The organism is Clostridium sp. DL1XJH146 (assembly GCF_054819755.1).
In genome coordinates this window covers 139,287-164,992 of record NZ_JBTVVN010000001.1, presented here as the reverse complement: position 1 = coordinate 164,992, position 25,706 = coordinate 139,287, and the positions used below count along the sequence as shown (strand labels likewise).

Below are 25,706 nucleotides of genomic sequence, written 5' to 3'. Positions count from 1 at the left end.
TAAAATATTGACCAAAAAATAAAATTTATAAACAGGTTTAGATTTTTTTTTATGGTCAAAAATCTAAAAAGGAGGTGATTATGTGGCAGTAACTATTAATAGTGCAACATTTAAAGGTATAGAAGGCCAATTAATTTCTGTTGAAGTAGAAATTTCTGATGGATTGCCATGTTTTAATATAGTAGGTTTGGCAGACACTTCAATAAAGGAAGCTAAAGAAAGGGTAAGAGCAGCCATTTCAAATTCAAATTATAATTTCCCATTAAAAAGAATTACTGTGAATTTAGCTCCTGCAAATATTAGAAAAGTGGGTTCTTTGCTGGATTTACCTATAGCAATCGGGATTTTAACTGCAACAAATCAGGTTTCATATAATTTGAAAGATAATTTTATTTTTATTGGAGAACTATCTCTTTCTGGTGAACTTAAAAGAATCGATGGAGTTTTACCTATTGTGTTAGATGGAGTAAATAATGGTCTGAATAAATTCATACTACCTGAGATGAATTCTCACGAGGCTAGTATAGTTCGCAAAGCAAAAATTTATGGATTTTCAAATTTAAATCAGATTTCAGAATTTTTAAAGTTCAAGGATATGTTACCATATCCAGAAATGAAAATAGGTAAAGAAATTCATAAATTTAATATAGATTTTTCAGATATATATGGGCAAAATGGAACCAAAAGGGCAGCTGAAGTTGCAGCAGCTGGAGGACATAACATAATACTATTTGGTCCGCCGGGGTGTGGTAAAACTATGATAGCTAAAAGATTGCCAACTATATTGCCATCTCTTTCTTACGAAGAAGCTTTGGAAATTACAAAGATATACAGTGTATCTAATGAAACTAGAAAAATAGAAGAAATTATAAAAGAGAGACCATTTAGAGACCCCCACCATACAGCTTCAAGGGTATCTATCATTGGAGGTGGAAGTAAACTAATGCCTGGAGAAATATCTTTGGCACACAATGGGGTTCTATTTTTAGATGAGATCCTTGAATTTAAAAGAAATACCTTAGAAATATTAAGGCAACCATTAGAAGATAGAAAGATTACAATTAGTAGATATAGTGGAACGGTGGAATTTCCAGCTAATTTTATGCTAGTTGGAGCTTTGAATCCATGTCCATGTGGTTATTATGGTTCAAAAGAAAAACAGTGTATCTGTACAGAATATCAAAGGAGTAGATATATTAATAGATTATCTGGACCACTTATAAATCGGATAGATATTTTTTCACAAGTTTCTTCCTTGAATTTTTCAGAGTTAAACAATATGAATAAAGCAGAATCATCAGCAGAAATAAGAAATAGAGTAGAACAGGCACGAAAAATTCAAAGAAATAGATTTAAGGGATTAAATATTTATAGTAATTCTGAAATGAGGGAAAGAGAAATAAAAAAATTTTGTTCTTTAGATGCATCTATTTTCCCTTTGGTAGAAAAAGTTTTCAATAAACATGGGTTAAGCGTTAGAGCATATGGAAAAATACTTAAGGTAGCAAGAACAATTGCTGATTTAGAAAAAAGTGATTTAATACAACAAAAGCATATTTATGAAGCTCTTCAATACCGAATGTTTATAGATAGAAAAATAATGTGAGGTGAAATAATGTTATATTATAAAATATGGTTCTCCCTTTCCTCTTTTGGATACAAAAAGAAAAATGAATTATTAAATTACTATGGAAATGTAAATAATTTATGGATCAATTACAACAATGGAAGAATAAAAAAAGAATTTGGAAATGTAGTTAATGAAAAACTAAAAACCGCATGTGATAAAGAAAAAATAGAGCGTATAATAGATTTTATTAATAAAGAAAAAATCGGTATATGCGCTATTGATGATAAAAAGTATCCTGAAAAATTAAAAGCATATGATGATTCACCATATATGCTTTACTATAGGGGAAATATCGAAAAATTAAATAATAAAACAGTTGCTATAGTTGGTTCGAGAAAATCAGATTTTTATGGAGAAAATGTTGCAAGAGAAATAGTTTCATCTTTAGCTATCAATGATATAAATGTTGTTAGTGGCATGGCCATAGGAATAGATACATATGCCCATGTTTATACATTAAAAAACAACGGCTTCACTGCTGCAATTCTAGGGTCAGGAATAGATGTAATTTATCCTAAAAGTAATATTAATTTATATAGAAATTTAGCTGATAAAGGTTGTGTTATTTCAGAATTTTCACCTCATACAAAACCATTTCACTATAATTTTCCTATTAGAAATAGAATTATAAGTGGGCTAAGTGATTTAGTAATAGTAATTGAAGCATCTACTAAGAGTGGTTCTTTAATAACAGCAGGTTCTGCATTAGACCAAGGTAAAGATGTGATGGCAGTTCCGGGGGATGTTTCTAAAAAAAATAATGAAGGCACAAATAAATTAATTAAAGACGGTGCATACGTATATACTAATATAGATGATATATATGATGTATTAAAAATCAAAAAAAAGAATAATCAAAAATCAAAAATATTTATTTTAAATAATAATGAGAAAATAGTTTTTAATAAAATCAAAGGAGAACCTTTGCATATTGATTGGATAATTGACTCGTGTAGTCTTGAAATTGGCAATATTTACGAAGCTTTATTTAATCTAGAAGCTAAGAGTTTAATAAAACATTTAGCGGGAGATTTTTACATAAGATTTAAAAATATATAATAAAAAAAATGTCAATTTCAGAAAATAACAAGGAAACTTTTACATTTTTTATTAAAATATTTATACAATAAGGTTGACATTTAATAATTATATAATGTATTATTCTAATTAAAGTCTATATAAGCTAATTTTATTTTTTATCGTAACATTCAAAATTAGCCCTATTTATTGGAAGGGGGATAATATGGGACAAAAACTTGTGATAGTTGAATCACCTGCAAAAGCTAAAACTATTGGAAAATATTTAGGGAAAACATATAAGGTGAAAGCTTCAATGGGACACGTTAGAGATTTGCCTAAAAGTCAACTCGGAGTAGATGTTGAAAATGAATATAATCCAAAATATATTACAATTAGAGGGAAAGGCGAACTGCTAAGTGATTTAAGAAAAGAAGCAAAAAAAAGTGATAAAGTTTTCTTGGCAACTGACCCTGATCGTGAAGGAGAAGCTATATCTTGGCATTTACTTGAAGCTCTTAAACTTGATAAAGATGAAGAATGTAGAATTGTATTTAATGAAATTACTAAGAATGCCGTTAAAAGTGCTATTAAACAACCAAGAAAGCTAAATATGAATGTTGTTAATGCACAACAAGCTAGAAGAGTATTAGATAGATTGGTAGGATATAAGATTAGTCCGATTTTATGGAGAAAAGTAAAATGGGGCCTAAGTGCTGGTAGAGTTCAATCTGCAACACTGAAAATGATTTGTCAAAGGGAAGAAGAAATTAATAATTTTGATCCAAAAGAGTATTGGACAATAGAATGTAATGTTGCAAAAGAAAAAGGAAATTCAACATTTAAAATAAAGTTATCAACAAAAAATAAGAAAAAAATAGAAGTGAAAGATGAAGATGAATGTAATACTATTATAGCTTCTTTAAAAGATGGAGAATTCATTGTATCGAAAATTAAAAAAAATACAAAAAACAGAAATCCGTTGCCGCCATTTACAACTAGTACTTTTCAACAGGATGCCTATAAAAAAGTGAATTTTTCAACTAAAAAGACTATGTCCGTAGCTCAGCAATTATACGAAGGTGTTGAAGTAAAAGGTAAGGGAACTATTGGTCTTATAACATATATGAGAACAGACTCTGTTAGAATTTCAAAAGAAGCTCAGGAGAGTGCAAAAAACTATATAATAGATACTTTTGGAAAAGAGTTTTATCCTGAAAATACTCGTAATTATAAAAGCAAGAAAAATATTCAAGATGCACATGAAGCTATTAGACCAAGCTATGTAGAATTGTCTCCAGACGAAATTAAAAGTAGTTTAACTAGAGACCAATTTAAAATTTATCAACTTATATGGAAAAGATTTGTTGCTAGTCAAATGGCTTCTTGCATATTAAATACAATTTCTGTAGAAATCACTAATGGTGACTATGGATTTAGGGCAAGTGGATCTGAAATTCATTTTCAAGGCTTTATGAAATTATATCAATATGGTACGGAAGATGAAAATGATAATTCTAAAATTCCTAAATTAATCGAAAACGAAAAATTAATTGACAAGCAGGTTGATGGAAAACAACATTTCACACAACCACCTGCTAGATTTTCAGAAGCATCTTTAATAAAAACATTAGAGGAAAATGGTATAGGTAGGCCAAGTACATATGCTCCAATTATATCTACATTATTGGGTAGGAGATATGTTGAGAGAGAACAAAAGACTCTCATACCTACTGAATTAGGGTATATAGTAAATGATATTTTAAGTAAGTATTTTAAAACAATAGTCGATACTGATTTTACGGCAGAAATGGAAAGTAAGTTAGATGAAATAGAAGAAGGTAAAGAAAAGTGGAAAGAAGTAGTTAATAAGTTTTATAGCCCACTTAGAGAACTTATTGAAAAAGCTGAAACTGAGATTGCAAAAATTACTATTGAAGATGAAGTTACTGATATAGAATGTGAAAAATGTGGGAAAAACATGGTGATAAAGCATGGAAGATTTGGTGATTTTTTAGCTTGCCCAGGATATCCAGAGTGTAAAAATACTAAGGCAATATTAAAAGAACTAGATGTTGACTGTCCTGAATGTGGTGGAAAAATTGTACAAAGAAGATCTAAAAAAGGCAGAACATTCTATGGATGCAAGAATTATCCTGAGTGTAAATTTGTAAGTTGGGATGAGCCAACGAAAATGAAATGCCCAGTTTGTGGAACTTATATGGTCAAAAAATATACAAAATCAAAAGGTAATTACTATTTATGTTCTAATTCAGAATGTAAACATAAAGAATTGATTATTGAAGATGAAAAAAATAAAGGATTGAAATAATCTTTATACCTTAAGTAGTAATAATAATTTGTTGAAATTTGATATACCATGTGATACTATATAAAAAAGACTTAATTTTTGTAAAATTCAAAATAATAACATAAAATAGATGTATAGGAGTGGTATTATGGCTTCAGAATTATTAACTAAAATGAGGATACTAAATAAAATTTTACAAAAAAAAGGAGCTGAAACTGTAGAATTTTATGATATCTGCAAAACGCTTGGTGAAGTGATAAAATGCAATGTTTATATTGTAAGTAAAGATGCAACAATATTAGGTCATAGTTTTTATCAAGGATTTGAATGTGAGAGCGTAAAAGAAAAAGTTATTAAGGATAAAAGTTTTCCTGATTATTTTAATAATAAACTGCTTGCTATTAACGAAACAATACACAATATAGAGAATAAAGGGAAATCATCTTTTGATGAAACTAAGCCAGCCGAAATTGCAGGTAAACTGTCTACTATAGTTCCAATTATAGGGAACAGAGAAAGACTTGGGACGTTGTTAATAACACGATTTGAAGAAGATTTTACAGATGAAGATCTTGTTTTAGCTGAATATAGTGCAACAATTGTTGGACTTGAGATACTTAGAGCTCTTAATGATGAATTTGAAGAACAAGCAAGAAAGAAAGCAGTTGTTCAGCTTGCAATTGGAACTTTATCATATTCTGAATTGGAAGCTGTTGAACATGTATTTGATGAATTAGAAGGAAGTGAAGGTTTGCTTATAGCTTCTAAAATTGCAGATAAAGTAGGTATAACTAGATCTGTAATTGTTAATGCACTTAGGAAATTTGAGAGTGCTGGAGTTATTGAATCGCGATCTTTAGGAATGAAAGGAACTCATATAAAAATTTTAAACGACAAATTATTAGAAGAATTAATGAAGATAAAATAATAGGAGTTTTTCCTATTATTTTTTATTTTGATTAATTCTATTATTTTTTTCTTTTTTTTATTGAAACACATATTACCATATGCTATACTACTTAAGGAAGAAAAAATACACACATTGTTTATTTATAAAATGGTGCCTGGATATATTTAGAAAGGTGTTTTATTATCAGAACAATGGAGGTTTAAAACCAAAGGGAGGAAATATTAATGGCAGTAATATCTATGAAACAATTATTAGAAGCAGGTGTTCATTTTGGACATCAAACTAGAAGATGGAATCCTAAAATGGCTCCATATATCTTCACAGAAAGAAATGGAATATACATTATTGATCTTCAAAAGACAGTTAAAAAAGTTGATACAGCGTATGACTTTGTAAAAAATGTTGTAGCAGAAGGCAAGGATGTTATATTTGTGGGAACAAAAAAACAAGCACAAGAGGCTATAAAAGACGAAAGTATCCGTTGCGGAATGCACTTTGTAAATAATAGATGGCTTGGCGGAATGATTACAAACTTTAAAACAATAAAGTTAAGAATTCAAAAATTAGAAGAACTTGAGAAAATGGAAGAAGATGGCACTTTTGAATTACTTCCTAAAAAAGAAGTAATTAAATTGAGAGCTTTAAGAGAAAAACTTGAAAAAAATCTTGGTGGTATTAAGAATATGAATGCATCAAATATAGGTGCTATGTTTATAGTTGATCCTAGAAAAGAAAAAAATGCAATCGCAGAAGCTAAAGTTTTAGGAATTCCTGTAGTTGCAATCGTAGATACTAATTGTGATCCTGATGACATTGATTATGTAATTCCTGGTAATGATGATGCAATTAGAGCTGTAAAATTAATAACTGCTAAAATGGCTGATGCTGTTATTGAAGGAAACCAAGGCGAACAATTAGCTGAATAAAAACACGTTAGGAGGAATAACAATGGCAATAACTGCTAAAATGGTAAAAGAACTAAGAGATATAACCGGTGTAGGTATGATGGATTGTAAAAAAGCACTAACTTCTACTGAGGGAGATATACAAAAAGCAGTAGAATTTCTAAGAGAAAAAGGTTTAGCTGCCGCTGCTAAAAAAGCAGGAAGAATAGCAGCTGAAGGTTTAGTGTCTACTTACATATCTGAAGATGCTAAAATCGGTGCAGTTATAGAAGTTAACTGTGAAACAGATTTTGTTGCTGTAAATGACTCATTTATAGCTTTTGTAAATACTTTAGCAAAACAGGTAGCTCAATCTGAGGTTAAAACTGTTGAGGAACTTTACGAAGCTAAATATGCTGCAGATGAAAGCAAAACAGTTAGAGAAGTTTTAACTGAATTAATTTCTAAAATAGGCGAGAATATGAATGTTAGAAGATTTGAAAAATTTCAAACTGCTAATGGTGTAACTTCTAGTTATGTCCATGGTGGAGGGAAAATAGGTGTTTTAGTAGCATTAGAGGCATCTGTAGTAAACGATACTGTAAAAGAATTAGGAAAAGATCTTGCTATGCAAATTGCAGCAGTTAATCCTCTTTTCTTAGATGAGACTTCAGTGGATCAAGAAGCTTTAGAAAAGGAAAAAGAGATTTTTAAAGCTCAAGCTTTAAACGAAGGAAAACCAGAAAAAATAGTTGAAAAAATGGTTGAAGGTCGAGCAAAGAAATATCTTAAAGAAGTTTGTTTAGTTGATCAAGTATGGGTTAAAAATTCCGACTATACTATTTCTAAATTAATTGCCGAAAAATCTAAAGAAGTTGGATTTGATATAAAAGTATTAAAATTCACTAGATTTGAAAAAGGTCAAGGTTTAGAAAAAAAAGAAGAAAACTTTGCTGAAGAAGTACAAAAACAATTAAAAAAATAGTGAATAAAAATTAATAGGAGAGGACACGTTGTGTTCTCTTTTTTTAAAACTATTTGTAATAATTAATAATTTGGAGGTATAATATAAATATGGAAAAAACTAAATATAAGAGAATAATGCTTAAATTATCAGGTGAAGCCCTTTCTGGTGGCAATGGTTATGGTATAGATTTTGATGTAGCAAAAAAAATTGCTATTGAAATTAAAGAACTTGTAGAAATGGGCATACAAGTTGGAGTAGTAGTTGGTGGAGGGAATATATGGCGTGGAAGAAATGGCAATGATATGGATAGAACTACCGCCGATTATATGGGAATGTTAGCTACTTGTATTAATTCCTTAGCACTTCAAGATTCACTTGAGAATGTTGGTGTTATGACAAGGGTACAAACTGCAATAGAAATGAGAGAAATAGCCGAGCCTTTTATCAGAAGAAGAGCAATGAGACATCTTGAAAAAAATAGGGTTGTAATTTTTGGGGGAGGTACAGGGAATCCATATTTTTCTACTGATACTACAGCAGCATTAAGAGCAGCAGAAATTGAAGCAGAAGCAATATTACTTGCTAAGAAAGTCGATGGAGTTTATGATAAAGATCCACATATACATACTGATGCTAAAAAGTTTAGTGAATTAACATATATTGAAGTTTTAGATAAGGGATTGCAGGTAATGGATTCTACTGCAACTTCACTATGTATGGATAATAACATACCGATAATTGTGTTTGGACTAGACGATCCTAACAATATTATTAAAGTAATAAAAGGGGAGAATATTGGTACAACTGTATCAAAATAATTAGGAGGTTTTTATGGTAAAAGATATTATTAGTAGTGCAAAAGAGAAGATGAATAAATCAATAAAAGTGCTTGGTGAAGATTTAGGTACACTAAGAGCTGGAATGGCAAACCCGAAGATACTAGATAGAGTTACTGTTGAATATTATGGAGCAGAAACTCCGATAAATCAATTAGCTAATGTATCAGTGCCGGAACCTAGAGTGCTTTTGATTCAACCTTGGGATAAAACTTCCCTTGGTGCTATTGAAAAAGCTATATTAATTTCTGATTTAGGACTAAATCCATCTAATGATGGGTCGGTTATTAGATTAATCATTCCTGAATTAACTGAAGAAACTAGAAAAGTTTTAGTTAAAAAAGTTAAGAAACTTGGAGAAGAAACCAAAGTGGCAATTAGATCTATCAGAAGAGATGCTAATGATAAAATAAAAAAATTCAAAAAAGACAGTGTTATAACAGAAGATGATGAGAAAAATGCTGAAAAAGAAATTCAAAAGATAACTGATAATTTTATTAAAGATATCGATGTTATTATAAAAAACAAAGAGAATGATATTTTAACTGTATAATAAAAATACCTGTGATATCGCAGGTATTTAAATTTTCAATATTAGAATAAGGTGATTAAATATATGATAAATTTATTAACTAATAAAAAGAAACGTTCAAATATAAAACTTGATAATGACTTAATAATTCCTAAACATATAGCTATTATAATGGATGGTAATGGTAGATGGGCTCAAGCAAAAAATATGCCTCGCCTTGCAGGCCATAAAGCAGGTGCAGAGAATGTTAGGCAAATTGTTAAAACGTGTAATAAACTAGGAGTAAACTATCTAACGTTATATGCATTTTCTACGGAAAACTGGAAAAGGCCACAAGATGAAGTCAACGGGCTTATGAACATACTTGTAGACTATTTAAAAAATGAGTTTAAACAACTAAATGAAAATAATGTTGTTATAAGAAGCATTGGTGAAACCTCCCAACTACCTTTTAAATGTAGAAATGAAATTGATAAAGCTTATAATAATACAAAGAATAATACAGGGTTAGTTTTGAATTTAGCATTAAATTACGGTGGAAGAAATGAAATTGCAGAAGCTTTTAAATCAATATTAAAAGAAAGTCAAGAAAAAAAGATTGAAATTGATGATGTAACGCCAGAATTAATTTCTAAGTATTTATATACAAAATATATGCCTGATCCTGATTTGATAATTAGAACAGCAGGTGAACAAAGAATTAGCAATTTTCTTCTTTGGCAATGTGCATATTCTGAATTTTATTATACAAATGAAAAATGGCCAGATTTTAACGAAGATGAACTAAAAAAAGCTATATTAGCTTTTAATAAAAGAGATAGAAGATACGGTGGATTAAAATAGAGGTGAAAATATGAATAAAAGATATTTAGGAGTTCTTATGCTGTCCCCATTAGTTATAGTACTATTTGTAGGCGGAATATATTTGCAAATTGCAACACTTGTTTTTTCACTTTTGGGCATGTATGAATTCTATAAAGTTTTTAATAACCAAGAGTTTTATCCTCTGAAGTCTTTTGGTTACTTACTTGTAGTAATATACTATATGCTAATTATATTTGATAAGTTAAATCAAAACACTTCATTGTTTTTAATAATGCTTTTTATAGTATTTAGTTTTATATTTATGGTTTTTGATGATGATGTTAATATCATAGATATATCGTTAACAACTATGGGTTTCTTTTATATAGCGATTCCTTTTAGTTTTTTAGCGATAATGTCTGAAAAACCCTATGGAAGTTATTTTGTTTGGTTGACTTTTATTGCATGCTGGTCCTGTGATTCTGTAGCATACTATACAGGAAGATTTTTAGGTAAAACAAAACTTTGTCCGAATATATCACCTAACAAAACCGTAGAGGGAGCTATTGGTGGATTAATAGGGAGTGTAATTTCTGTAACTTTATTTGGTTTGTATTTATCAACAAATGGGGTAACGTATTCAATATTAAATTACATAATTCTTGGACTTATTTGTGGAGTTGTATGTCAAATTGGAGACTTAACGGCCTCTTCAATTAAAAGATATTCAAATGTTAAAGATTTTAGTAATCTAATACCTGGGCATGGAGGTATTTTAGACAGATTTGATAGCATACTTTTGACCTCTGTTGTAGTATACTACTATATAACAATAGTATTGGGGTTATAAATTGATTAAAACTTTTAAAGAAGATAGTATTTTTTTAAATTTACTTATTATTACATGTATATTTATTATACTAGGGTATATATTGAAACATTATTTTTTTATTATACTAGTTTCAATAATGTTTTATCTGTTTTCTAAGCCTATTTATAATTTAATGAACTCAACTAATGAAAATAAAAATTTTAATGCAGGTATTTCGATTTGTTTAATAAATGCAATTATTTTTATTTTCATTTTCTTTGCAGGAAAAGTTACTTTGTTAAAAATATATAATTTCATTATTAATAATTTCACAATAGATGACGAAATGTTGAATAAATTACTATTAACTTATTATGATAATTTAAAAGAAAAAATACAATTCTTTAATTTTAGGATTTCTTTAATATCAAAGTATTTTCTTCAAAATGAATTAATAAGAAAAAGCGCTATTTATACAATGGATGGTTTCCTTTCTTTTTTTATAGGGAACATAGTTGCTTATTTTTTATTATTAGATAAAATGATTATTATAGATATTATTAATAGAATATTTCCTGATTTTAATACCGACAATATGATTAATAAAATATCTATAATAAAAAATATTTTTATTATGCAGATAATTTTTTCTTTAATTACTATTTTAGCAACTACTTGTGCTTTTTTACTATTGAAAATACCAAGCCCTATTTATTTGGGAATTCTTTGTGGCATACTAGATATACTACCATACATAGGGATGATAATAGTTTTTATACCTTTAATTATTTTAAAAATAAAAGTACAAGAAATATTTAGTGCTATTACTCTAGCTCTTGTCTATATAAGTATGATTTTTTTCAGACAATTAGTAGAAAATAAAATTGTTAGTGATAAATTCAATATACATCCTTTAGCAATGATTATTTGTTTGTATATTTTCATGAAGTTTTTCGGAATAATAGGGGTGTTTGTTGCGCCACTATATTTAATTAGTGTAAAAGAATTGATTTTTAGAAAAGGGTGAGAATGTGAGAAGAATATGTGTAGTAGGAGCTACCGGTTCTGTTGGAAGTCAAAGTATTGATGTTATAAGAAAAGAAAAAAACCTACAATTAAAAGCTTTTTCAGCTAATAAAAGTTACGACAAAATAGTTAGTATAATTGAAGAATTTAAACCAGAATATGTTGCTATTTCTGATTTGTTTACATATAAGAAAGTAATTGAACATTGTAAATTAAATAATATAAAAATAGAAATTCTTTTAGGCTTAGCAGGAATAAATGAAATTGTTCAATTAGAGGATATTGATTTGGTGCTTACTTCTATTGTAGGGATGATTGGTCTTGTTCCAACTATAAAAGCAATTGAAGCTGGTAAAGATATTGCTCTTGCAAATAAAGAAACTTTAGTAACTGGTGGAAAATTAGTCATGGAGTTAGCTAAAAAAAATAATGTTAAAATTATCCCTGTAGATTCCGAACATTCTGCAATATATCAATGCTTACAAGGAAATAAGAATGAGGAAATTGATAAAATTATACTTACAGCATCAGGGGGACCATTTCGTGGGTTAAAGAAAGAGAATCTTAATAATATAACTCCAGAAAGAGCAATAAAGCATCCTAAGTGGAATATGGGACCCAAAATATCAATAGATTCATCTACTCTAATGAATAAGGGGTTAGAAGTAATTGAAGCACATTGGCTTTTTGAGGTAGATTATAGTAATATAGAAGTACTTGTTCATCCTCAGAGTATGATCCATTCTATGGTACAATATGTAGATGGTAGTGTAATTGCTCAAATTTCTTCAGCAGATATGCAATTACCAATACAATATGCTATAAATTATCCTCACAGAAAAACGGGAGTAATTCAAAAATTAGATTTCACAAAAATAGAAAACTTGACTTTTGAAAAGCCTGATTTGGATACCTTTGATTGTTTGAAATTAGCTTATGAAGCAGGAAAAAGAGGAGGATTAATGCCAACTATTCTAAATGCATCAAATGAAGTAGCTGTAGATTTATTTTTGAATAATAAAATAAATTATCTTGATATTCCTGAGATAATTTACAAATGTTTGAATAAATTTGATAATAATAAAGATGTAAGTTTAGAATATATTTTAGGGTACGAAAAAGAAGTAAGATCTTTTATTATAAATAATTATCTTTAAATGAGGAGGGTTATTATTGGGCATGTTAATGAACATTATATATATAGTAGTGGCGATACTTTTTTTAGGGGTATTAGTTATAGCTCATGAATTCGGTCATTTTATTGTGGCAAGAATGAACGGAGTGTTAGTAGAAGAGTTTGCAATAGGTATGGGTCCGAAAATTTTTGGAATTCAAGGAAAAGAAACCTTATTTTCATTAAGAGCTTTCCCAATTGGTGGTTATGCCAAAATGCTTGGTGAAGAAGAAGAATCCCAAAACAGTAGAGCTTTTTCTCAGAAAAGCTCACTTAGAAAATTGAGTATAATTATTGCAGGACCTTTAATGAATTATTTAGTTGCAATACTTTTTTTTGCTATAGTTACTTCGGCAACAGGCTATGTTGAGCCTAAAATTAGTGAAATAGTTCCTAATAGTGCTGCAGCAGAATATGGTCTTAGAGTTGGTGATGAAATACTAAGTTTAGATGACAAAAAAATATCATCTTGGGATGATTTTATAGTTTATTTAAATATAGCTAATGGTGAAGAAATCAATTTAAAAGTAAATAGAGATGGCGAAAACCTTAACATATCACTGAAACCAAAATTTAATGCGGATACAAATACTTATCAAGTAGGTATAGCATCTACAATAGTAGAAGATGTTTCATTATTTAAATCTATAGAACAAGGTTTCATAAGAACCAATTCAACTATAAAACAAACTTTTCTATCTCTAAAAATGATTTTTACTGGTAATGTATCTAAAGATGATATAGGTGGCCCTATAAGCATAATAAGAATATCAGGAGCTGCAGCACAAGCAGGGTTTATTAATTTACTATATATAGGTGCATTTATAAGTGTCCAATTTGCAGTATTTAATGTTTTGCCAATACCTGCATTAGATGGTGCATGGATATTTTTACTTATATTTCAAATAATAACTAGAAAAGAAATTGACCAAAAATATGTGGCCGTTCTTAATACTATTGGATTTTCAATTTTAATGTTGCTAATGCTACTCATAACAATTAAAGATATTATTAATCCAATTCAATTTTAGGAGATGGGAATTTGAAAAGAAAAATTACAAAACAAGTTAAAGTGAAAAATGTGCTTGTGGGTGGAGATTCTCCGATAACAATTCAGTCAATGAATAATACAAAAACAAAAGACACTACATCTACAATAAACCAAATCAAAAAATTTGAAAAAGCAGGTTGCCATATAACTAGAGTTGCTGTTCCAGATATGGATTCAGCTAAAGCACTAAAGGAAATAGTTAATGCCGTAACTATCCCTGTTGTAGCTGATATACATTTTGATTATAAATTAGCACTTGAAGCTCTTAAAAATGGTGCTTCAGCACTTCGTATTAATCCTGGAAATATTGGAAGTGTTGAAAAAGTTAAATCTGTAGTAAGAGAAGCACAAGCTAGAAATATTCCTATTAGAATAGGAGTTAATTCAGGTTCTTTAGATAAAAAAATATATAATAAATATGGAAAAGTATGTCCAGATGCTCTAGTTGATAGCGCTTTAGAACATATTAATATTCTTGAATCTATAGGATTCACGGATACAATTATCTCGATAAAATCATCAAATGTAAATCAAATGATAGAAAGCAATAGAATTTTATCAAGTAAAGTTGATTATCCACTACATCTAGGTGTTACAGAAGCAGGCACTCTCTGGAGAGGAACAGTTAAAGCAAGCATAGGAATGGGCACTTTACTTTCAGAAGGAATCGGTGATACTATTAGAGTATCACTTACTAGTGACCCTATTGAAGAAATAAAAGTAGGTAGAGAAATTTTAAAATCTATAGGTTTACTGAAAAGTGGCATAGAATTTATTTCATGTCCAACTTGTGGAAGGACAAAAATTGATTTGATTAATCTTGCTCAAAAAGTTGAAGATGCATTAGTTAATTGTGACAAAAATATAAAAGTAGCAATTATGGGATGCGCTGTAAATGGACCGGGAGAAGCTAGAGAAGCTGATATAGGTATTGCCGGTGGAAATGGCGAAGGGTTAATTTTTAAAAATGGAGAAATATTACGAAAAGTAAAAGAGGAAGAATTACTATCAGAATTAATTAAGGAGATAGATAAAATGTAGGCTTATGCCTACATTTTATATTCATATACCTTTTTTAAAAAAAAGGGGAGGATGCATATGTCTAACAAATTGATAAATGAATTAAAAAATGAATTTGAAAATAACGAGTTTTTATTAGCTGATAATATAGAAATATCAAAAATTCAATTTGCTTCAAAACAATGTAGACTTAAAGTACATTTGAAATCTATTAATACATTAAATGATAAAAAGGAAGATTATATAAAAAAAATCATATTAAAAAAACTAAATGGATTATGTGAAGTAGATCTAATTCTTACGAGAGATATAAAAGAAATAGATAGTACAGAAATAATATCCAAATATTGGAATGAAATTATTCATAAAATTTCTTGTAAATTTCCTGTATGTAAAAATTTTATGATATCTTGTAATAAAGAAATTAAAGATAATAACTTAATAATTAATTTAGGTAATGAATTTATAGTAAAATTATTAAAAACAAGAAGATTTGAAGAAGAATTACAAAAGGAAATATACGAATCCTTTGGGTTTAATATAAAACCTACACTTATTTATGACAAAACTGTAGAAGAAAAAAACAATACTTTAGATAATGTTAAAGAAAAACAAGAACAGCAATTGATAAAAAAAATAATTGAAAACACAAAAAACACAACTCAACAACCTAAAAAAGAACCATCTCAAAATGATAAATATAAAAGGAAAAATAATGATAATTTTAATAAATATAGTTCTTCTAAAAATAATCCTAATGTTTTAATGGGAAGAGAAATTACTGGAGAAATTATTGAAATTAAAGAAATTGAGGCTACATCAGGGGTAGTGAATATTTTGGGAGATTTATTTAAACTTGATATTATTGTTACTAAATCAGGCAAGAAAATATTTACATTTTGTATAACAGATTATTCAAGTTCTATAACAGTTAAATGTTTTCCAAGACCAAAAGATGTTGAAAAACTTGAAGAAGAGTTAAGAAAAGGTATGCATATAAAACTTCGAGGAGAGGCAACTTTTGATACATATCAAAAGGAAGTTGTTATTATTGCAAGAGATATATTAAAGGCTACAAAAATAGAAAAAATGGATACTTATGAGGAAAAACGAGTTGAATTGCATCTCCATACTCAAATGAGTGCAATGGATGGGATTTCTCCAGCTTCATCTTTAATAAAAAGGGCTGCAAAGTGGGGGCATAAAGCTATTGGGATAACAGATCATGGTGTTGTTCAAGCTTATCCTGAGGCGATGGATGCAGCAAAAAAGTATAATATTAAAGTTCTATATGGAGTAGAAGCTTACTTTGTAGATGACGGTGAACCAATAGCTTTAAAATGTGATAATAAAAATATAAATGATACTTTTGTAGTTTTTGACATAGAAACTACTGGGTTTTCCAGCTCACTAGATAAAATAATAGAAATAGGCGCTGTGAAAATCCAAAACGGTCATATTATAGATAGTTTTAATTATTTTGTTAATCCAAAATGTGAAATTCCATTAAAAATTATAGAATTAACAGGAATAAATAATGAAATGGTAAAAGGAGCAGAAACTATAGATAGTGTGTTGCCAAAATTCCTTGAATTTGCCAAAGAATCAGTTTTGGTAGCTCATAATTCCAATTTTGATATTTCTTTTATTAGGCAAAATTGTTCTAACATGGGTTTTAAATTTGATTTTTCGTCAATGGATACAATTCCTTTATGTAAATTTTTATACCCAGAGCTAAAAAGATATAAATTAAATACGGTATGCAAGCATTTAGGAATTTCTCTTGCCAATCATCATAGAGCCGTTGATGATGCGCTTGCAACTGCAAAAATTTTATTAAAGAGTTTTCAGGAACTTAAAAATAAAGATATATATGAAATAGAAAAACTAAACAAAACTTATTTAGAAACAATAGACATAAAAAAAATGAATACCTATCACTTAATTATTTATGCTAAAAATAAAATAGGATTAAAAAATTTATATAAATTAATTTCTTTTTCAAATCTTGATTATTTTCATAGAAGACCAAGATTAGCTAAAAGCCTGATTGAAAAATATAAAGAAGGATTAATTATAGGATCAGCATGTGAGGCAGGTCAAGTATATAAAGCAGTATTAGAAGGTAAAGAAGAAAATAAGCTAAAAGAAATTATCGAATTCTATGATTATTTAGAAATTCAGCCTATTGATAATAATAAATTTATGATAAAAAAAGGTATTGTTAAAACTAGAGAAGATTTAAGAAAAATAAATCACAAAATTTGTGAACTTGGTGAAAAATATAAAAAACCGGTAGTAGCAACTTGCGATGTTCACTTTTTAGATGAAAAAGATTCCGTTTTTAGAGAAATTTTAATGTTTGGTAAAGGATTTAGTGATGCATCTGATCAAGCACCACTGTATTTAAGAACTACAACAGAAATGTTGAAAGAATTCGAGTATTTAGGTGAAGAAAAAGCAAAAGAAGTTGTTATTTACAATACTAATAAGATTGCAGATAGTATAGAAAATATAAAACCAATTCCTTCAGAAACTTTTCCCCCTAAAATAGAAGGAGCAGAAGAAGAAATACGCCAAATGACTATGGATAAAGCTAGAACGATTTATGGTGATTCATTACCCGCTGTAGTAAATCAAAGATTAGAAAAAGAATTAAATTCTATAATAAGTAATGGATATGCTGTTTTGTACCTTATTGCTCAGAAATTAGTTGCAAAATCTTATGCTGATGGTTATCTTGTAGGGTCAAGGGGGTCTGTAGGATCTTCTTTAGTAGCAACAATGTGTGATATTACAGAAGTTAATGGACTACCTGCTCATTATATTTGTCCAAAATGTAAATATAGTGAATTTATTGAAGATGGGTCTGTTGCTTGTGGAGTAGATTTACCTGATAAAGAATGTCCAAAATGTGGAGAAAAGTTTAAGAAGGATGGATTTGATATTCCATTTGCTACATTCCTTGGTTTTAATGGAGACAAAGAACCAGATATTGATTTGAACTTCTCAGGAGATAATCAACAAGAAATTCATAAATATACAGAGGTGCTATTTGGGAAAGGACATACTTTTAAAGCAGGAACAATTGGAACAATTGCGGAAAAAACAGCTTACGGATATGTAAGGAAATATGTTGAAGAAAATAATTTAAGATTAAATTCTGCAGAAATTGATAGATTAACACAAGGATGTACTGGAGTAAAAAGGACGTCAGGGCAACATCCTGGTGGAATAATGGTTGTTCCAGCAGATAATGAAATATATAATTTTTGTCCAATTCAACATCCAGCAGATGATCCTAATTCGGATATAATAACTACACATTTCGATTATCATTCTATAAGTGGTAGACTTCTTAAACTTGATATTTTAGGACATGATGATCCTACAGTCCTTAGAATGTTAAAAGATTTAACTAATTTAGACCCAAAAGATATTGATATTGGGGATGAAAAGATATTAAGCTTATTTACATCTACAGAAGGGATCGGTGTATCCGAGGAAGAGTTAGAATGTCCCGTAGCGACTTTTGGGTTGCCGGAATTTGGTACAAAGTTTGTTAGACAGATGTTATTGGATACAAAGCCAAAAACATTTTCAGATTTAGTTAGAATTTCAGGATTATCTCATGGTACTGATGTGTGGTTAAATAACGCACAGTATTATATTAAAGAAGGTTATACAACCTTGAAAGACTGTATCGCTACTAGGGATGATATAATGATGTATCTTATGTATAAGGGAGTTGATCCTCAATATGCTTTTACCATAATGGAAAAAGTAAGAAAAGGTAAAGGATTAACTGAAGAACATGAAAAACTTATGAGAGATAATCAGGTGCCGGACTGGTACATAGAATCTTGTAAAAAAATTAAATATATGTTCCCAAAGGGTCATGCTGTTGCTTATGTTATGATGGCTATGAGAATAGCTTATTATAAAGTTTATTATCCAAAAGAATATTATGCTACTTATTTTACGGTACGTGGGATAGATGATTTTGATGCAGATTTAATTTGTCAGGGTATAGATACAGTAAAGGTGAAAATGAATGAAATAATTGAAGCGGGTAAAAGTGTGACACAAAAGGATAAAAATCTTTTAACTGTATTGGAATTAGTATTTGAAATGTATAAAAGAGGTATTAAGTTATTAAAGGTTGATGTATATAAATCACATGCTATAAAATTTTTAATAGAAGAAGACGGTATAAGGCCTCCACTTCATTCTTTAGCAGGCGTAGGTATAAATGCAGCAAAAGGTATTTCAGCAGCAAGAAAAGATGGTGAATTTATTTCAAAAGAAGATTTGAGGTTAAGATCAAAAGCTACTAAATCAGTGATTGAGACTTTATCTAACCATGGATGTCTAAATGGATTACCGGAAACAAACCAGCTTTGTCTATTTTAAATAAGGATAACTTGATTATAAATTTTATTTATGCTACAATAGAAATGATAAATATTTATTTTTTTATAAAGAGTGGGCAGTTGCCCACTCTTTCTGTTTGAGAATTTTAAAAATTAAATATGGGAGGTTAAAATATGAATAATAAATTAATGATTGACAAATTGATTGAGTTATTCTTACCTATAATAAATCAATTAGGGTATGAATTATATTACGTTGAATATGTTAATGAAGATGATGAAAACTTTTTACGAATTTATATAGACAATGTAAATGGTATAGATTTAGACGATTGTACTAAAGTAAGTAGAACTATTAGTGAACTTTTAGACGAAATAGACCCAATTGATGAAGCATATTTCTTAGAAATATCTTCTCCGGGAGTTGAACGTCAACTTTTTACAGATAAACATCTTGAAACTTATTTAGGAAGTTCTGTAACCATTGAACTTATAAATAAGTTCAATGGTAAGAATACTATTGATGGAAATCTTATAAGTTATACTAATGATTTAATTACAATAAAAAACAAAGGATCAAAAATATCTATAAAAAGAATAAACATTGAAAAAGTAAATCTAAAAATTGAATTTTAAGGAGGTAAATAGATGAATGCGGAATTCATTGAAGCTTTAAGAGAAATTGTTAAAGAAAAAGGTATTAGTGAAGAAATGTTATATCAAACAGTAGAAGATGCTCTTCTGTCAGCATACAAAAAGAATTTTTCAAAACAAGGTGCTGTAATACAAAATGCAAAAGTAACAATAAACAGAGAAACAGGTGAAATTCATGTTTATACATCAAAAGAAGTTGTTGATGAGGTAGATGATACAATTAATACAATTTCTATTGAGGATGCTACAAGTATTAATCCAACATATGAAATTGGTGATATAGTAGATATTGAAGTAACACCTAAGAAATTTGGTAGAATAGCAGCACAAACTGCTAAACAAGTAGTTATTCAAAGAATAAAAGAAGCAGAAAGAAAAATAATATATGATGAATTTATTGCTAAAGAATTCGACATTATAACAGGAACAGTAATAAGAAAAGAAAAAGGTAATGTCTTCATTGATTTATCAAAAATAGAAGCTATCCTAGGTACTAATGAGCAAGTAAAAGGGGAAAACTACAACTATAATGATAAGCTAAAGTTATATATTGTTGAAGTAAAGAATACAACAAAAGGACCTCAAATAGTAGTATCACGTTCTCATCCAGGGTTAGTGAAAAGACTTTTTGAGTTGGAAGTTCCCGAAATATATAATGGTGTAGTTGAAATTAAAAGCATAGCAAGAGAAGCAGGTTCAAGAACTAAAATAGCTGTTTACTCAAATGATAATAATGTGGATGCAACAGGGTCCTGTGTAGGTCCAAGAGGATCTAGAGTTCAAACTATTGTAGACGAACTAAATAATGAAAAAATAGATATTATTAAGTTTGATAAACTACCTGAGGTTTATATAGCAAATTCACTTAGTCCAGCAAAAGTTGAAAGAGTAGATGTAGACATGAATAGTAAATCAGCTAAGGTAGTAGTAGCAAATAATCAGCTTTCTTTAGCTATCGGTAAGGAAGGCCAAAACGTTAGACTTGCGGCAAAATTAACTGGTTGGAAAATTGATATTGCTAGTGAAGCTGCTCAAAATTAAGTAAGAAGGTGATAATCTACTGTGAAAAAGAGAAAGATACCTATGCGCATGTGTACTGGTTGTATGGAGATGAAACCTAAAAAAGATTTAATAAGAGTTGTTAAAAATAAAGAAGAAGAAATATCCATTGATTTAAAAGGTAAAAAACCAGGTAGAGGTGCTTATATTTGCAAGGATATTAATTGTTTAGAAAAAGCAATTAAACAGAAGAGAATAGAGAGAAATCTCGGGATTTCTATAACACCAGACCTATTAGATGAACTGAAATTACAAATATCAGAATGTAATGAAAAATAAACTCGGGGGTGACGTTATTGTCAAAAATTAGAGTATATGAATTAGCCAAACAGTTAGACATTAGTAGTAAAGACCTTATTAATATTTTATCAGAAGAATTCGGGATTGAAGTTAAAAATCATATGAGTGCTTTAGAAGAAGAGGATTCTGAATTAATAAATGAATTGTTTTCATCAGAAGAAAATGCAGATAATTCTATAATTAAAACACAGCAAAAAGCACAAACTCAGGATAAAAAAGATGATATAGTTGATTTTTATGAGGAAGTAGTTAATAAAGATATCAATAAAGAAGCTCAAAAGAATATCAATAAGAATAAAAAAGGTAAAAAAACTAAGAAAAGAAAAGAAAATGTTAATGAAGAAGTAGTTGACGATGTAATTGAGGTTGGTAATACCATTACTGTTAAAGAATTTGCTGATAAATCTAATAAACCTTCAACAGAAGTAATTAAACAATTAATGTTTCTTGGAATAATGGCAGCAATAAATCAAGAAATTGATTTTGAAACAGCTGAAAAATTAGCTGAAAAATTAGAAATAGATATAGTAAAAAAAGAAGAGGTTGTTGAAGCAGTTAAAAGCGAGAGTGAAATTGGAGATATTGACGATACAAATGATTCTGAATATATAGACGCAAAAATGACATCTAGACCTCCTGTAATTACAGTAATGGGTCACGTTGACCATGGTAAAACCTCTATATTAGATGCTATAAGGAAAGAAACTGTAGCTGTATCAGAAGCCGGTGGTATTACACAACATATTGGAGCTTATACAGTTAATCTTAACAATAAAAAAATAACATTCTTAGATACTCCTGGTCACGCTGCCTTCACTACTATGAGAGCAAGAGGAGCACAAATTACTGATATTGTAATTTTAGTTGTTGCTGCAGATGATGGTATAATGCCACAAACAAAAGAAGCTATTAATCACTGTAAAGCTGCAAATGTTCCTATGGTTGTAGCTATAAATAAGATTGATAAAGAAGGAGCAAATATAGATAGAGTTAAGCAAGAATTAACTGAATATAATCTTGTACCTGAAGATTGGGGTGGAGAAACAATTTGTGTACCGGTTTCTGCCCATTCGAAAGAGGGTTTAGATACTTTATTGGAAATGGTTCTACTTACAGCTGAAATGGAAGAATTAACAGCAAATGCTAAAAGAAAAGCTAAAGGAACTGTTATTGAAGCCAAACTTGATAAAGGAAGAGGTCCTGTTGCTAGTTTATTAGTTCAAGATGGTACTTTAGATGTTGGTGATTCTATAATAGCAGGTGAAACTTACGGCAGAATAAGAGCTATGTTTGATGATAAAGGTAAAAGAATTGATACAGCTGGACCATCTATCCCTGTTGAAATACTAGGATTATCAGATGTACCTGCTGCTGGAGATAGATTTTCAGTTATGAAAGATGAAAAAACAGCAAGAAATATGGCTGAAAAAAGAACAGAAGCTAAAAGAGCAAAACGTCTAGCTTCAACAAATAAAGTTTCATTAGAGGAACTTTATAGTCAGATAAAAGAAGGAAAAGTTAAAGAATTAGACGTAATTATAAAAGCTGATGTTCAAGGATCTGTTGAAGCAATAAAATCATCTTTAGAAAAACTTTCAACTGATGCTGTTAAAGTAAGAGTAATACACGGTGCAGTTGGAGGGATTACAGAGACTGATGTAACTCTTGCAGCAGCATCTAATGCCATAGTAATTGGATTCAATGTTCGTCCTGATAATAATGCTACAGCTTTAGCCGATAGTGAAGGTGTTAATATTAGAACGTATAGTGTGATTTATACTGCAATGGATGATGTTAAAGATGCTATGATAGGAATGCTTGAGCCTGAATATAAAGAAGAAGTTTTAGGTTCTGCTGAAGTAAGATTAACATATAAGATATCAAATGTAGGTACAGTTGCAGGATGTTATGTTTTAAATGGTAAAATTGTTAGAAATGGTAGTGTGAGAGTAATAAGAGATGGTATAGTTATTGCTGATACAGTACTTGCTTCATTAAAGAGATTTAAAGATGATGCAAAAGAAGTTGCTTCTGGATATGAATGTGGTATGATGCTTGAAAAGTTTAATGACTTAAAAGATGGGGATATTTTAGAAGTATATCATATGCTTGAAATAAAGCCTAAAAGCCTTTAATTCCGAGGAAAGGAGATAAATATGGCTAAATACAGATTAGGAAGAATTAACGAGGAAATAAAAAAAGTTGTCAGTGATATAATCAGAAATGATATTAATGACCCTAGACTTTCATCTATGGTTTCAGTAACAAAAGTAGATGTGACCAACGACTTTAAATTTGCAAAAGTTTTTGTAAGTGTTTTTGGTGAAGAGGAATCTAAACAAGAAACTCTTAAGGCCTTAAAAAGTGCTTCAAAACTTATTAAAAGAGAAGTTGGAAGAAGGGTAAAATTAAGAATTACTCCTGAGATACTTATTGAGTTAGATGAAAGCATTGAAAGAGGAATGCACATCAATGAAATTCTTTCGAACTTAAAGGAGAAAGAAAAAAATGGAGTTAAGTAGTATAGCCAAGGAGATTATGAAAAGTAATAAAATTTGTATTACTTTTCATAAGTCGCCTGATGGTGATTCGATAGGAAGTGGTTTAGGTCTGTTACAAGGGCTGATTAAATTAAATAAGAATGTATACATTTCATCTAAAGAAACATTACCTTCTTTATTTAGTTATTTGCCTTTGTTTAATAAAATTGAAACTAATGGAAGTATATCTGACGATACTGATTTGCTGATTGTTCTTGATTGTGGTAATGTTGAAAGAATAAATGTTAATGTGAATTTTGATAATAGAAACTATAAGATAATCAACATTGACCATCATCTTTCAAATGATAATTATGGTGATATAAATTACATAGATACACATAGTGCAGCTGTATCTGAAATAATTTATGCTCTTTTAAAATCAATGGAAGTAGATATAGATGTAGATATAGCTAAAAGTCTATATACTTCAATACTAACTGACACAGGGTCTTTTAGACACTCAAATACTACAAAAATAACACATGAAATTGCTGGCAATTTGATTTCTAAAGGTTTTGATTTTTCTTCAATACACAGACACTTATTTGAAAATATATCCATTAATAGACTGAGATTACAAGCTGAAATAATTCGAAATATTGAACTATTCATAAAAGATAAAATAAGCTTAATTTATGTATCTAAACATCTCTTGAATAAGTACGATATAGATGAAGGAGATACATCAGATATAATTGACCTTGCTACTAAGATTGATACTATAGAAGTAGCAATTTTAATTAAAGAAAAGACTAAAGGAACAAAAGTAAGTATGAGGTCTAAGACAAATGCTGATGTTAGGAAAATAGCAGAACTTTATGGTGGTGGTGGACACACCAAAGCAGCTGGTTTTAAAAGCAATAAAAACTATCTGGAAATAAAAAATGAATTATTGACAATATTAGAAAAAGAGTTGATATAATGGATGGAATAATTATTATAGATAAACCTTCAGGGATAACTTCATTTGATGTTGTTAGAAAAATCAAGAAAGAACTTCAAATAAAAAAAGTAGGTCATACAGGTACTTTGGACCCTTTAGCTACTGGTGTGCTTCCTATATGTATTGGCAGTGCTACTAAAGTGTCCAATTACTTTTTAAATGGAAATAAACAATATGAAGTAGTACTTAAGCTAGGCATGCAAACAGACACTTACGATAGAGAAGGCGAAATAATATATTCATCAGATTTAAAGGTAACTGACGAATTAATATATAGTACAATTATTGGCTTTCAGGGAACTATAGACCAAATTCCTCCTAAATTTTCAGCTTTGAAAATTAATGGTGAAAGAGCATATAATTTAGCAAGAAAAGGTATAGAATTTAATCTTAATTCTAGGCAAATTACTATTTATAAAATTGACAATATAAAAATAGATTTCCCATATGCTAGTTTTACAGTTTTGTGTTCAAAAGGTACATACATTAGAAGTTTATGTGATGATATTGGGAAAAAACTTAAAACAGGTGCCACTATGTGGAATTTAAAAAGGATAGGAAGCGGCAATTTAACTATTGAAAACGCAGTTTCTTTTCATGAATTGAGTGCCAAAAATATTGAAAAATTTATTTTAGATATTGATGATGTGCTAAAAAAAGAAGGATACATTCCAATAAATATTTCTAAGAAACTAGAAACATTACTTTTAAACGGTGTTTGTATTAAAGATAAATCTTTGATAAATGAAATACCTAATGGAGATAATTTGCTTGTTTATAACTCAAATAAAAAGTTTCTAGGGATTGCTACTAAAAATATCAATGGACTTAAAGCAGAAAAAATATTTTTCAGGTGATTAA

Annotated in this window: 22 protein-coding genes; all 22 read left to right on the top strand. The window is 29.2% G+C overall.

The genetic code is table 11. The features are described from left to right. Positions 1-82: 82 nt before the first annotated feature. The 22 genes from ACVHXK_RS00820 to truB all read left to right on the top strand — a co-directional run bounded on the left by ACVHXK_RS00820 (position 83) and on the right by truB (position 25,702). Positions 83-1,606, top strand: coding sequence for a YifB family Mg chelatase-like AAA ATPase (locus ACVHXK_RS00820; protein WP_461204438.1), 1,524 nt, complete (start codon positions 83-85; stop codon positions 1,604-1,606). 9 nt (positions 1,607-1,615) lie between these two features. Beyond that, entirely contained in the window at positions 1,616-2,689 is a 1,074-nt protein-coding gene (gene dprA / locus ACVHXK_RS00815; RefSeq protein ID WP_461204437.1) for a DNA-processing protein DprA, read from the top strand. A gap of 184 nt (positions 2,690-2,873) precedes the next feature. Continuing rightward, on the top strand, positions 2,874-4,979 hold the full coding sequence (topA, locus tag ACVHXK_RS00810; RefSeq protein WP_461204436.1) for a type I DNA topoisomerase: 2,106 nt from the start codon (positions 2,874-2,876) through the stop codon (positions 4,977-4,979). Positions 4,980-5,106: 127 nt separating this feature from the next. Beyond that, positions 5,107-5,886 carry a GTP-sensing pleiotropic transcriptional regulator CodY gene (codY, locus tag ACVHXK_RS00805; RefSeq protein ID WP_461204435.1) on the top strand — a complete coding sequence of 260 codons (780 nt, stop codon included), beginning with the start codon at positions 5,107-5,109 and terminating at the stop codon, positions 5,884-5,886. 206 nt (positions 5,887-6,092) lie between these two features. Beyond that, a complete protein-coding gene (rpsB, locus tag ACVHXK_RS00800; protein WP_461204434.1) occupies positions 6,093-6,794 on the top strand; it encodes a 30S ribosomal protein S2 in 702 nt (233 codons plus the stop codon). A 22-nt stretch (positions 6,795-6,816) separates the two neighbouring features. Next, positions 6,817-7,737, top strand: coding sequence for a translation elongation factor Ts (gene tsf / locus ACVHXK_RS00795; RefSeq protein ID WP_461204433.1), 921 nt, complete (start codon positions 6,817-6,819; stop codon positions 7,735-7,737). Between the two features lie 89 nt (positions 7,738-7,826). Beyond that, entirely contained in the window at positions 7,827-8,537 is a 711-nt protein-coding gene (gene pyrH, locus ACVHXK_RS00790; protein ID WP_461204432.1) for a UMP kinase, read from the top strand. A 13-nt stretch (positions 8,538-8,550) separates the two neighbouring features. Then, positions 8,551-9,108: a ribosome recycling factor gene (frr, locus tag ACVHXK_RS00785; RefSeq protein ID WP_461204431.1), complete on the top strand. Its 558-nt coding sequence runs from the start codon at positions 8,551-8,553 to the stop codon at positions 9,106-9,108. Positions 9,109-9,171: 63 nt separating this feature from the next. Further along, positions 9,172-9,930, top strand: coding sequence for an isoprenyl transferase (locus ACVHXK_RS00780; RefSeq protein WP_461204430.1), 759 nt, complete (start codon positions 9,172-9,174; stop codon positions 9,928-9,930). A gap of 10 nt (positions 9,931-9,940) precedes the next feature. After that, entirely contained in the window at positions 9,941-10,741 is an 801-nt protein-coding gene (locus ACVHXK_RS00775; protein ID WP_461204429.1) for a phosphatidate cytidylyltransferase, read from the top strand. Between the two features lies 1 nt (position 10,742). Beyond that, a complete protein-coding gene (locus tag ACVHXK_RS00770) occupies positions 10,743-11,729 on the top strand; it encodes an AI-2E family transporter (RefSeq protein WP_461204428.1) in 987 nt (328 codons plus the stop codon). Positions 11,730-11,733: 4 nt separating this feature from the next. Beyond that, positions 11,734-12,885, top strand: a complete 1,152-nt coding sequence (gene dxr / locus ACVHXK_RS00765) for a 1-deoxy-D-xylulose-5-phosphate reductoisomerase (RefSeq protein WP_461204427.1) — start codon at positions 11,734-11,736, stop codon at positions 12,883-12,885. A 22-nt stretch (positions 12,886-12,907) separates the two neighbouring features. Beyond that, positions 12,908-13,933 (top strand): RIP metalloprotease RseP, encoded by a 1,026-nt coding sequence (gene rseP, locus ACVHXK_RS00760; RefSeq protein ID WP_461204585.1) that lies wholly within the window; start codon positions 12,908-12,910, stop codon positions 13,931-13,933. An 11-nt stretch (positions 13,934-13,944) separates the two neighbouring features. Then, positions 13,945-14,994: a flavodoxin-dependent (E)-4-hydroxy-3-methylbut-2-enyl-diphosphate synthase gene (ispG, locus tag ACVHXK_RS00755; RefSeq protein ID WP_461204426.1), complete on the top strand. Its 1,050-nt coding sequence runs from the start codon at positions 13,945-13,947 to the stop codon at positions 14,992-14,994. 57 nt (positions 14,995-15,051) lie between these two features. Further along, positions 15,052-19,386, top strand: coding sequence for a PolC-type DNA polymerase III (locus ACVHXK_RS00750; protein ID WP_461204425.1), 4,335 nt, complete (start codon positions 15,052-15,054; stop codon positions 19,384-19,386). A gap of 134 nt (positions 19,387-19,520) precedes the next feature. Then, on the top strand, positions 19,521-19,982 hold the full coding sequence (gene rimP, locus ACVHXK_RS00745) for a ribosome maturation factor RimP (RefSeq protein ID WP_461204424.1): 462 nt from the start codon (positions 19,521-19,523) through the stop codon (positions 19,980-19,982). A gap of 12 nt (positions 19,983-19,994) precedes the next feature. Further along, on the top strand, positions 19,995-21,041 hold the full coding sequence (gene nusA / locus ACVHXK_RS00740) for a transcription termination factor NusA (protein WP_461204423.1): 1,047 nt from the start codon (positions 19,995-19,997) through the stop codon (positions 21,039-21,041). Positions 21,042-21,062: 21 nt separating this feature from the next. Next, complete coding sequence (rnpM, locus tag ACVHXK_RS00735) at positions 21,063-21,338, top strand: RNase P modulator RnpM (protein ID WP_461204422.1); 276 nt, start codon at positions 21,063-21,065, stop codon at positions 21,336-21,338. 17 nt (positions 21,339-21,355) lie between these two features. Continuing rightward, complete coding sequence (gene infB, locus ACVHXK_RS00730; RefSeq protein ID WP_461204421.1) at positions 21,356-23,494, top strand: translation initiation factor IF-2; 2,139 nt, start codon at positions 21,356-21,358, stop codon at positions 23,492-23,494. Positions 23,495-23,515: 21 nt separating this feature from the next. Continuing rightward, a complete protein-coding gene (rbfA, locus tag ACVHXK_RS00725) occupies positions 23,516-23,881 on the top strand; it encodes a 30S ribosome-binding factor RbfA (RefSeq protein WP_461204420.1) in 366 nt (121 codons plus the stop codon). Continuing rightward, complete coding sequence (locus ACVHXK_RS00720; protein ID WP_461204419.1) at positions 23,868-24,824, top strand: DHH family phosphoesterase; 957 nt, start codon at positions 23,868-23,870, stop codon at positions 24,822-24,824. The genes rbfA and ACVHXK_RS00720 overlap by 14 nt, the downstream gene beginning before the upstream one ends. Continuing rightward, positions 24,824-25,702, top strand: coding sequence for a tRNA pseudouridine(55) synthase TruB (gene truB / locus ACVHXK_RS00715; RefSeq protein ID WP_461204418.1), 879 nt, complete (start codon positions 24,824-24,826; stop codon positions 25,700-25,702). Before ACVHXK_RS00720 ends, truB begins: the two co-directional genes overlap by 1 nt. Positions 25,703-25,706: the final 4 nt, after the last annotated feature.

What these genes read in the sequence shown, in the direction of transcription:
- nusA (WP_461204423.1), top strand. Translation starts at nt 19,995, where the DNA reads ATGAATGCGGAATTCATTGAAGCTTTAAGAGAAATTGTTAAAGAAAAA.
- rseP (WP_461204585.1), top strand. Translation starts at nt 12,908, where the DNA reads ATGTTAATGAACATTATATATATAGTAGTGGCGATACTTTTTTTAGGG.
- pyrH (WP_461204432.1), top strand. Translation starts at nt 7,827, where the DNA reads ATGGAAAAAACTAAATATAAGAGAATAATGCTTAAATTATCAGGTGAA.
- frr (WP_461204431.1), top strand. Translation starts at nt 8,551, where the DNA reads ATGGTAAAAGATATTATTAGTAGTGCAAAAGAGAAGATGAATAAATCA.
- rbfA (WP_461204420.1), top strand. Translation starts at nt 23,516, where the DNA reads ATGGCTAAATACAGATTAGGAAGAATTAACGAGGAAATAAAAAAAGTT.
- ACVHXK_RS00775 (WP_461204429.1), top strand. Translation starts at nt 9,941, where the DNA reads ATGAATAAAAGATATTTAGGAGTTCTTATGCTGTCCCCATTAGTTATA.
- rimP (WP_461204424.1), top strand. Translation starts at nt 19,521, where the DNA reads ATGAATAATAAATTAATGATTGACAAATTGATTGAGTTATTCTTACCT.
- truB (WP_461204418.1), top strand. Translation starts at nt 24,824, where the DNA reads ATGGATGGAATAATTATTATAGATAAACCTTCAGGGATAACTTCATTT.
- ACVHXK_RS00780 (WP_461204430.1), top strand. Translation starts at nt 9,172, where the DNA reads ATGATAAATTTATTAACTAATAAAAAGAAACGTTCAAATATAAAACTT.
- rpsB (WP_461204434.1), top strand. Translation starts at nt 6,093, where the DNA reads ATGGCAGTAATATCTATGAAACAATTATTAGAAGCAGGTGTTCATTTT.
- tsf (WP_461204433.1), top strand. Translation starts at nt 6,817, where the DNA reads ATGGCAATAACTGCTAAAATGGTAAAAGAACTAAGAGATATAACCGGT.
- dprA (WP_461204437.1), top strand. Translation starts at nt 1,616, where the DNA reads ATGTTATATTATAAAATATGGTTCTCCCTTTCCTCTTTTGGATACAAA.
- topA (WP_461204436.1), top strand. Translation starts at nt 2,874, where the DNA reads ATGGGACAAAAACTTGTGATAGTTGAATCACCTGCAAAAGCTAAAACT.
- ACVHXK_RS00720 (WP_461204419.1), top strand. Translation starts at nt 23,868, where the DNA reads ATGGAGTTAAGTAGTATAGCCAAGGAGATTATGAAAAGTAATAAAATT.
- codY (WP_461204435.1), top strand. Translation starts at nt 5,107, where the DNA reads ATGGCTTCAGAATTATTAACTAAAATGAGGATACTAAATAAAATTTTA.
- ACVHXK_RS00750 (WP_461204425.1), top strand. Translation starts at nt 15,052, where the DNA reads ATGTCTAACAAATTGATAAATGAATTAAAAAATGAATTTGAAAATAAC.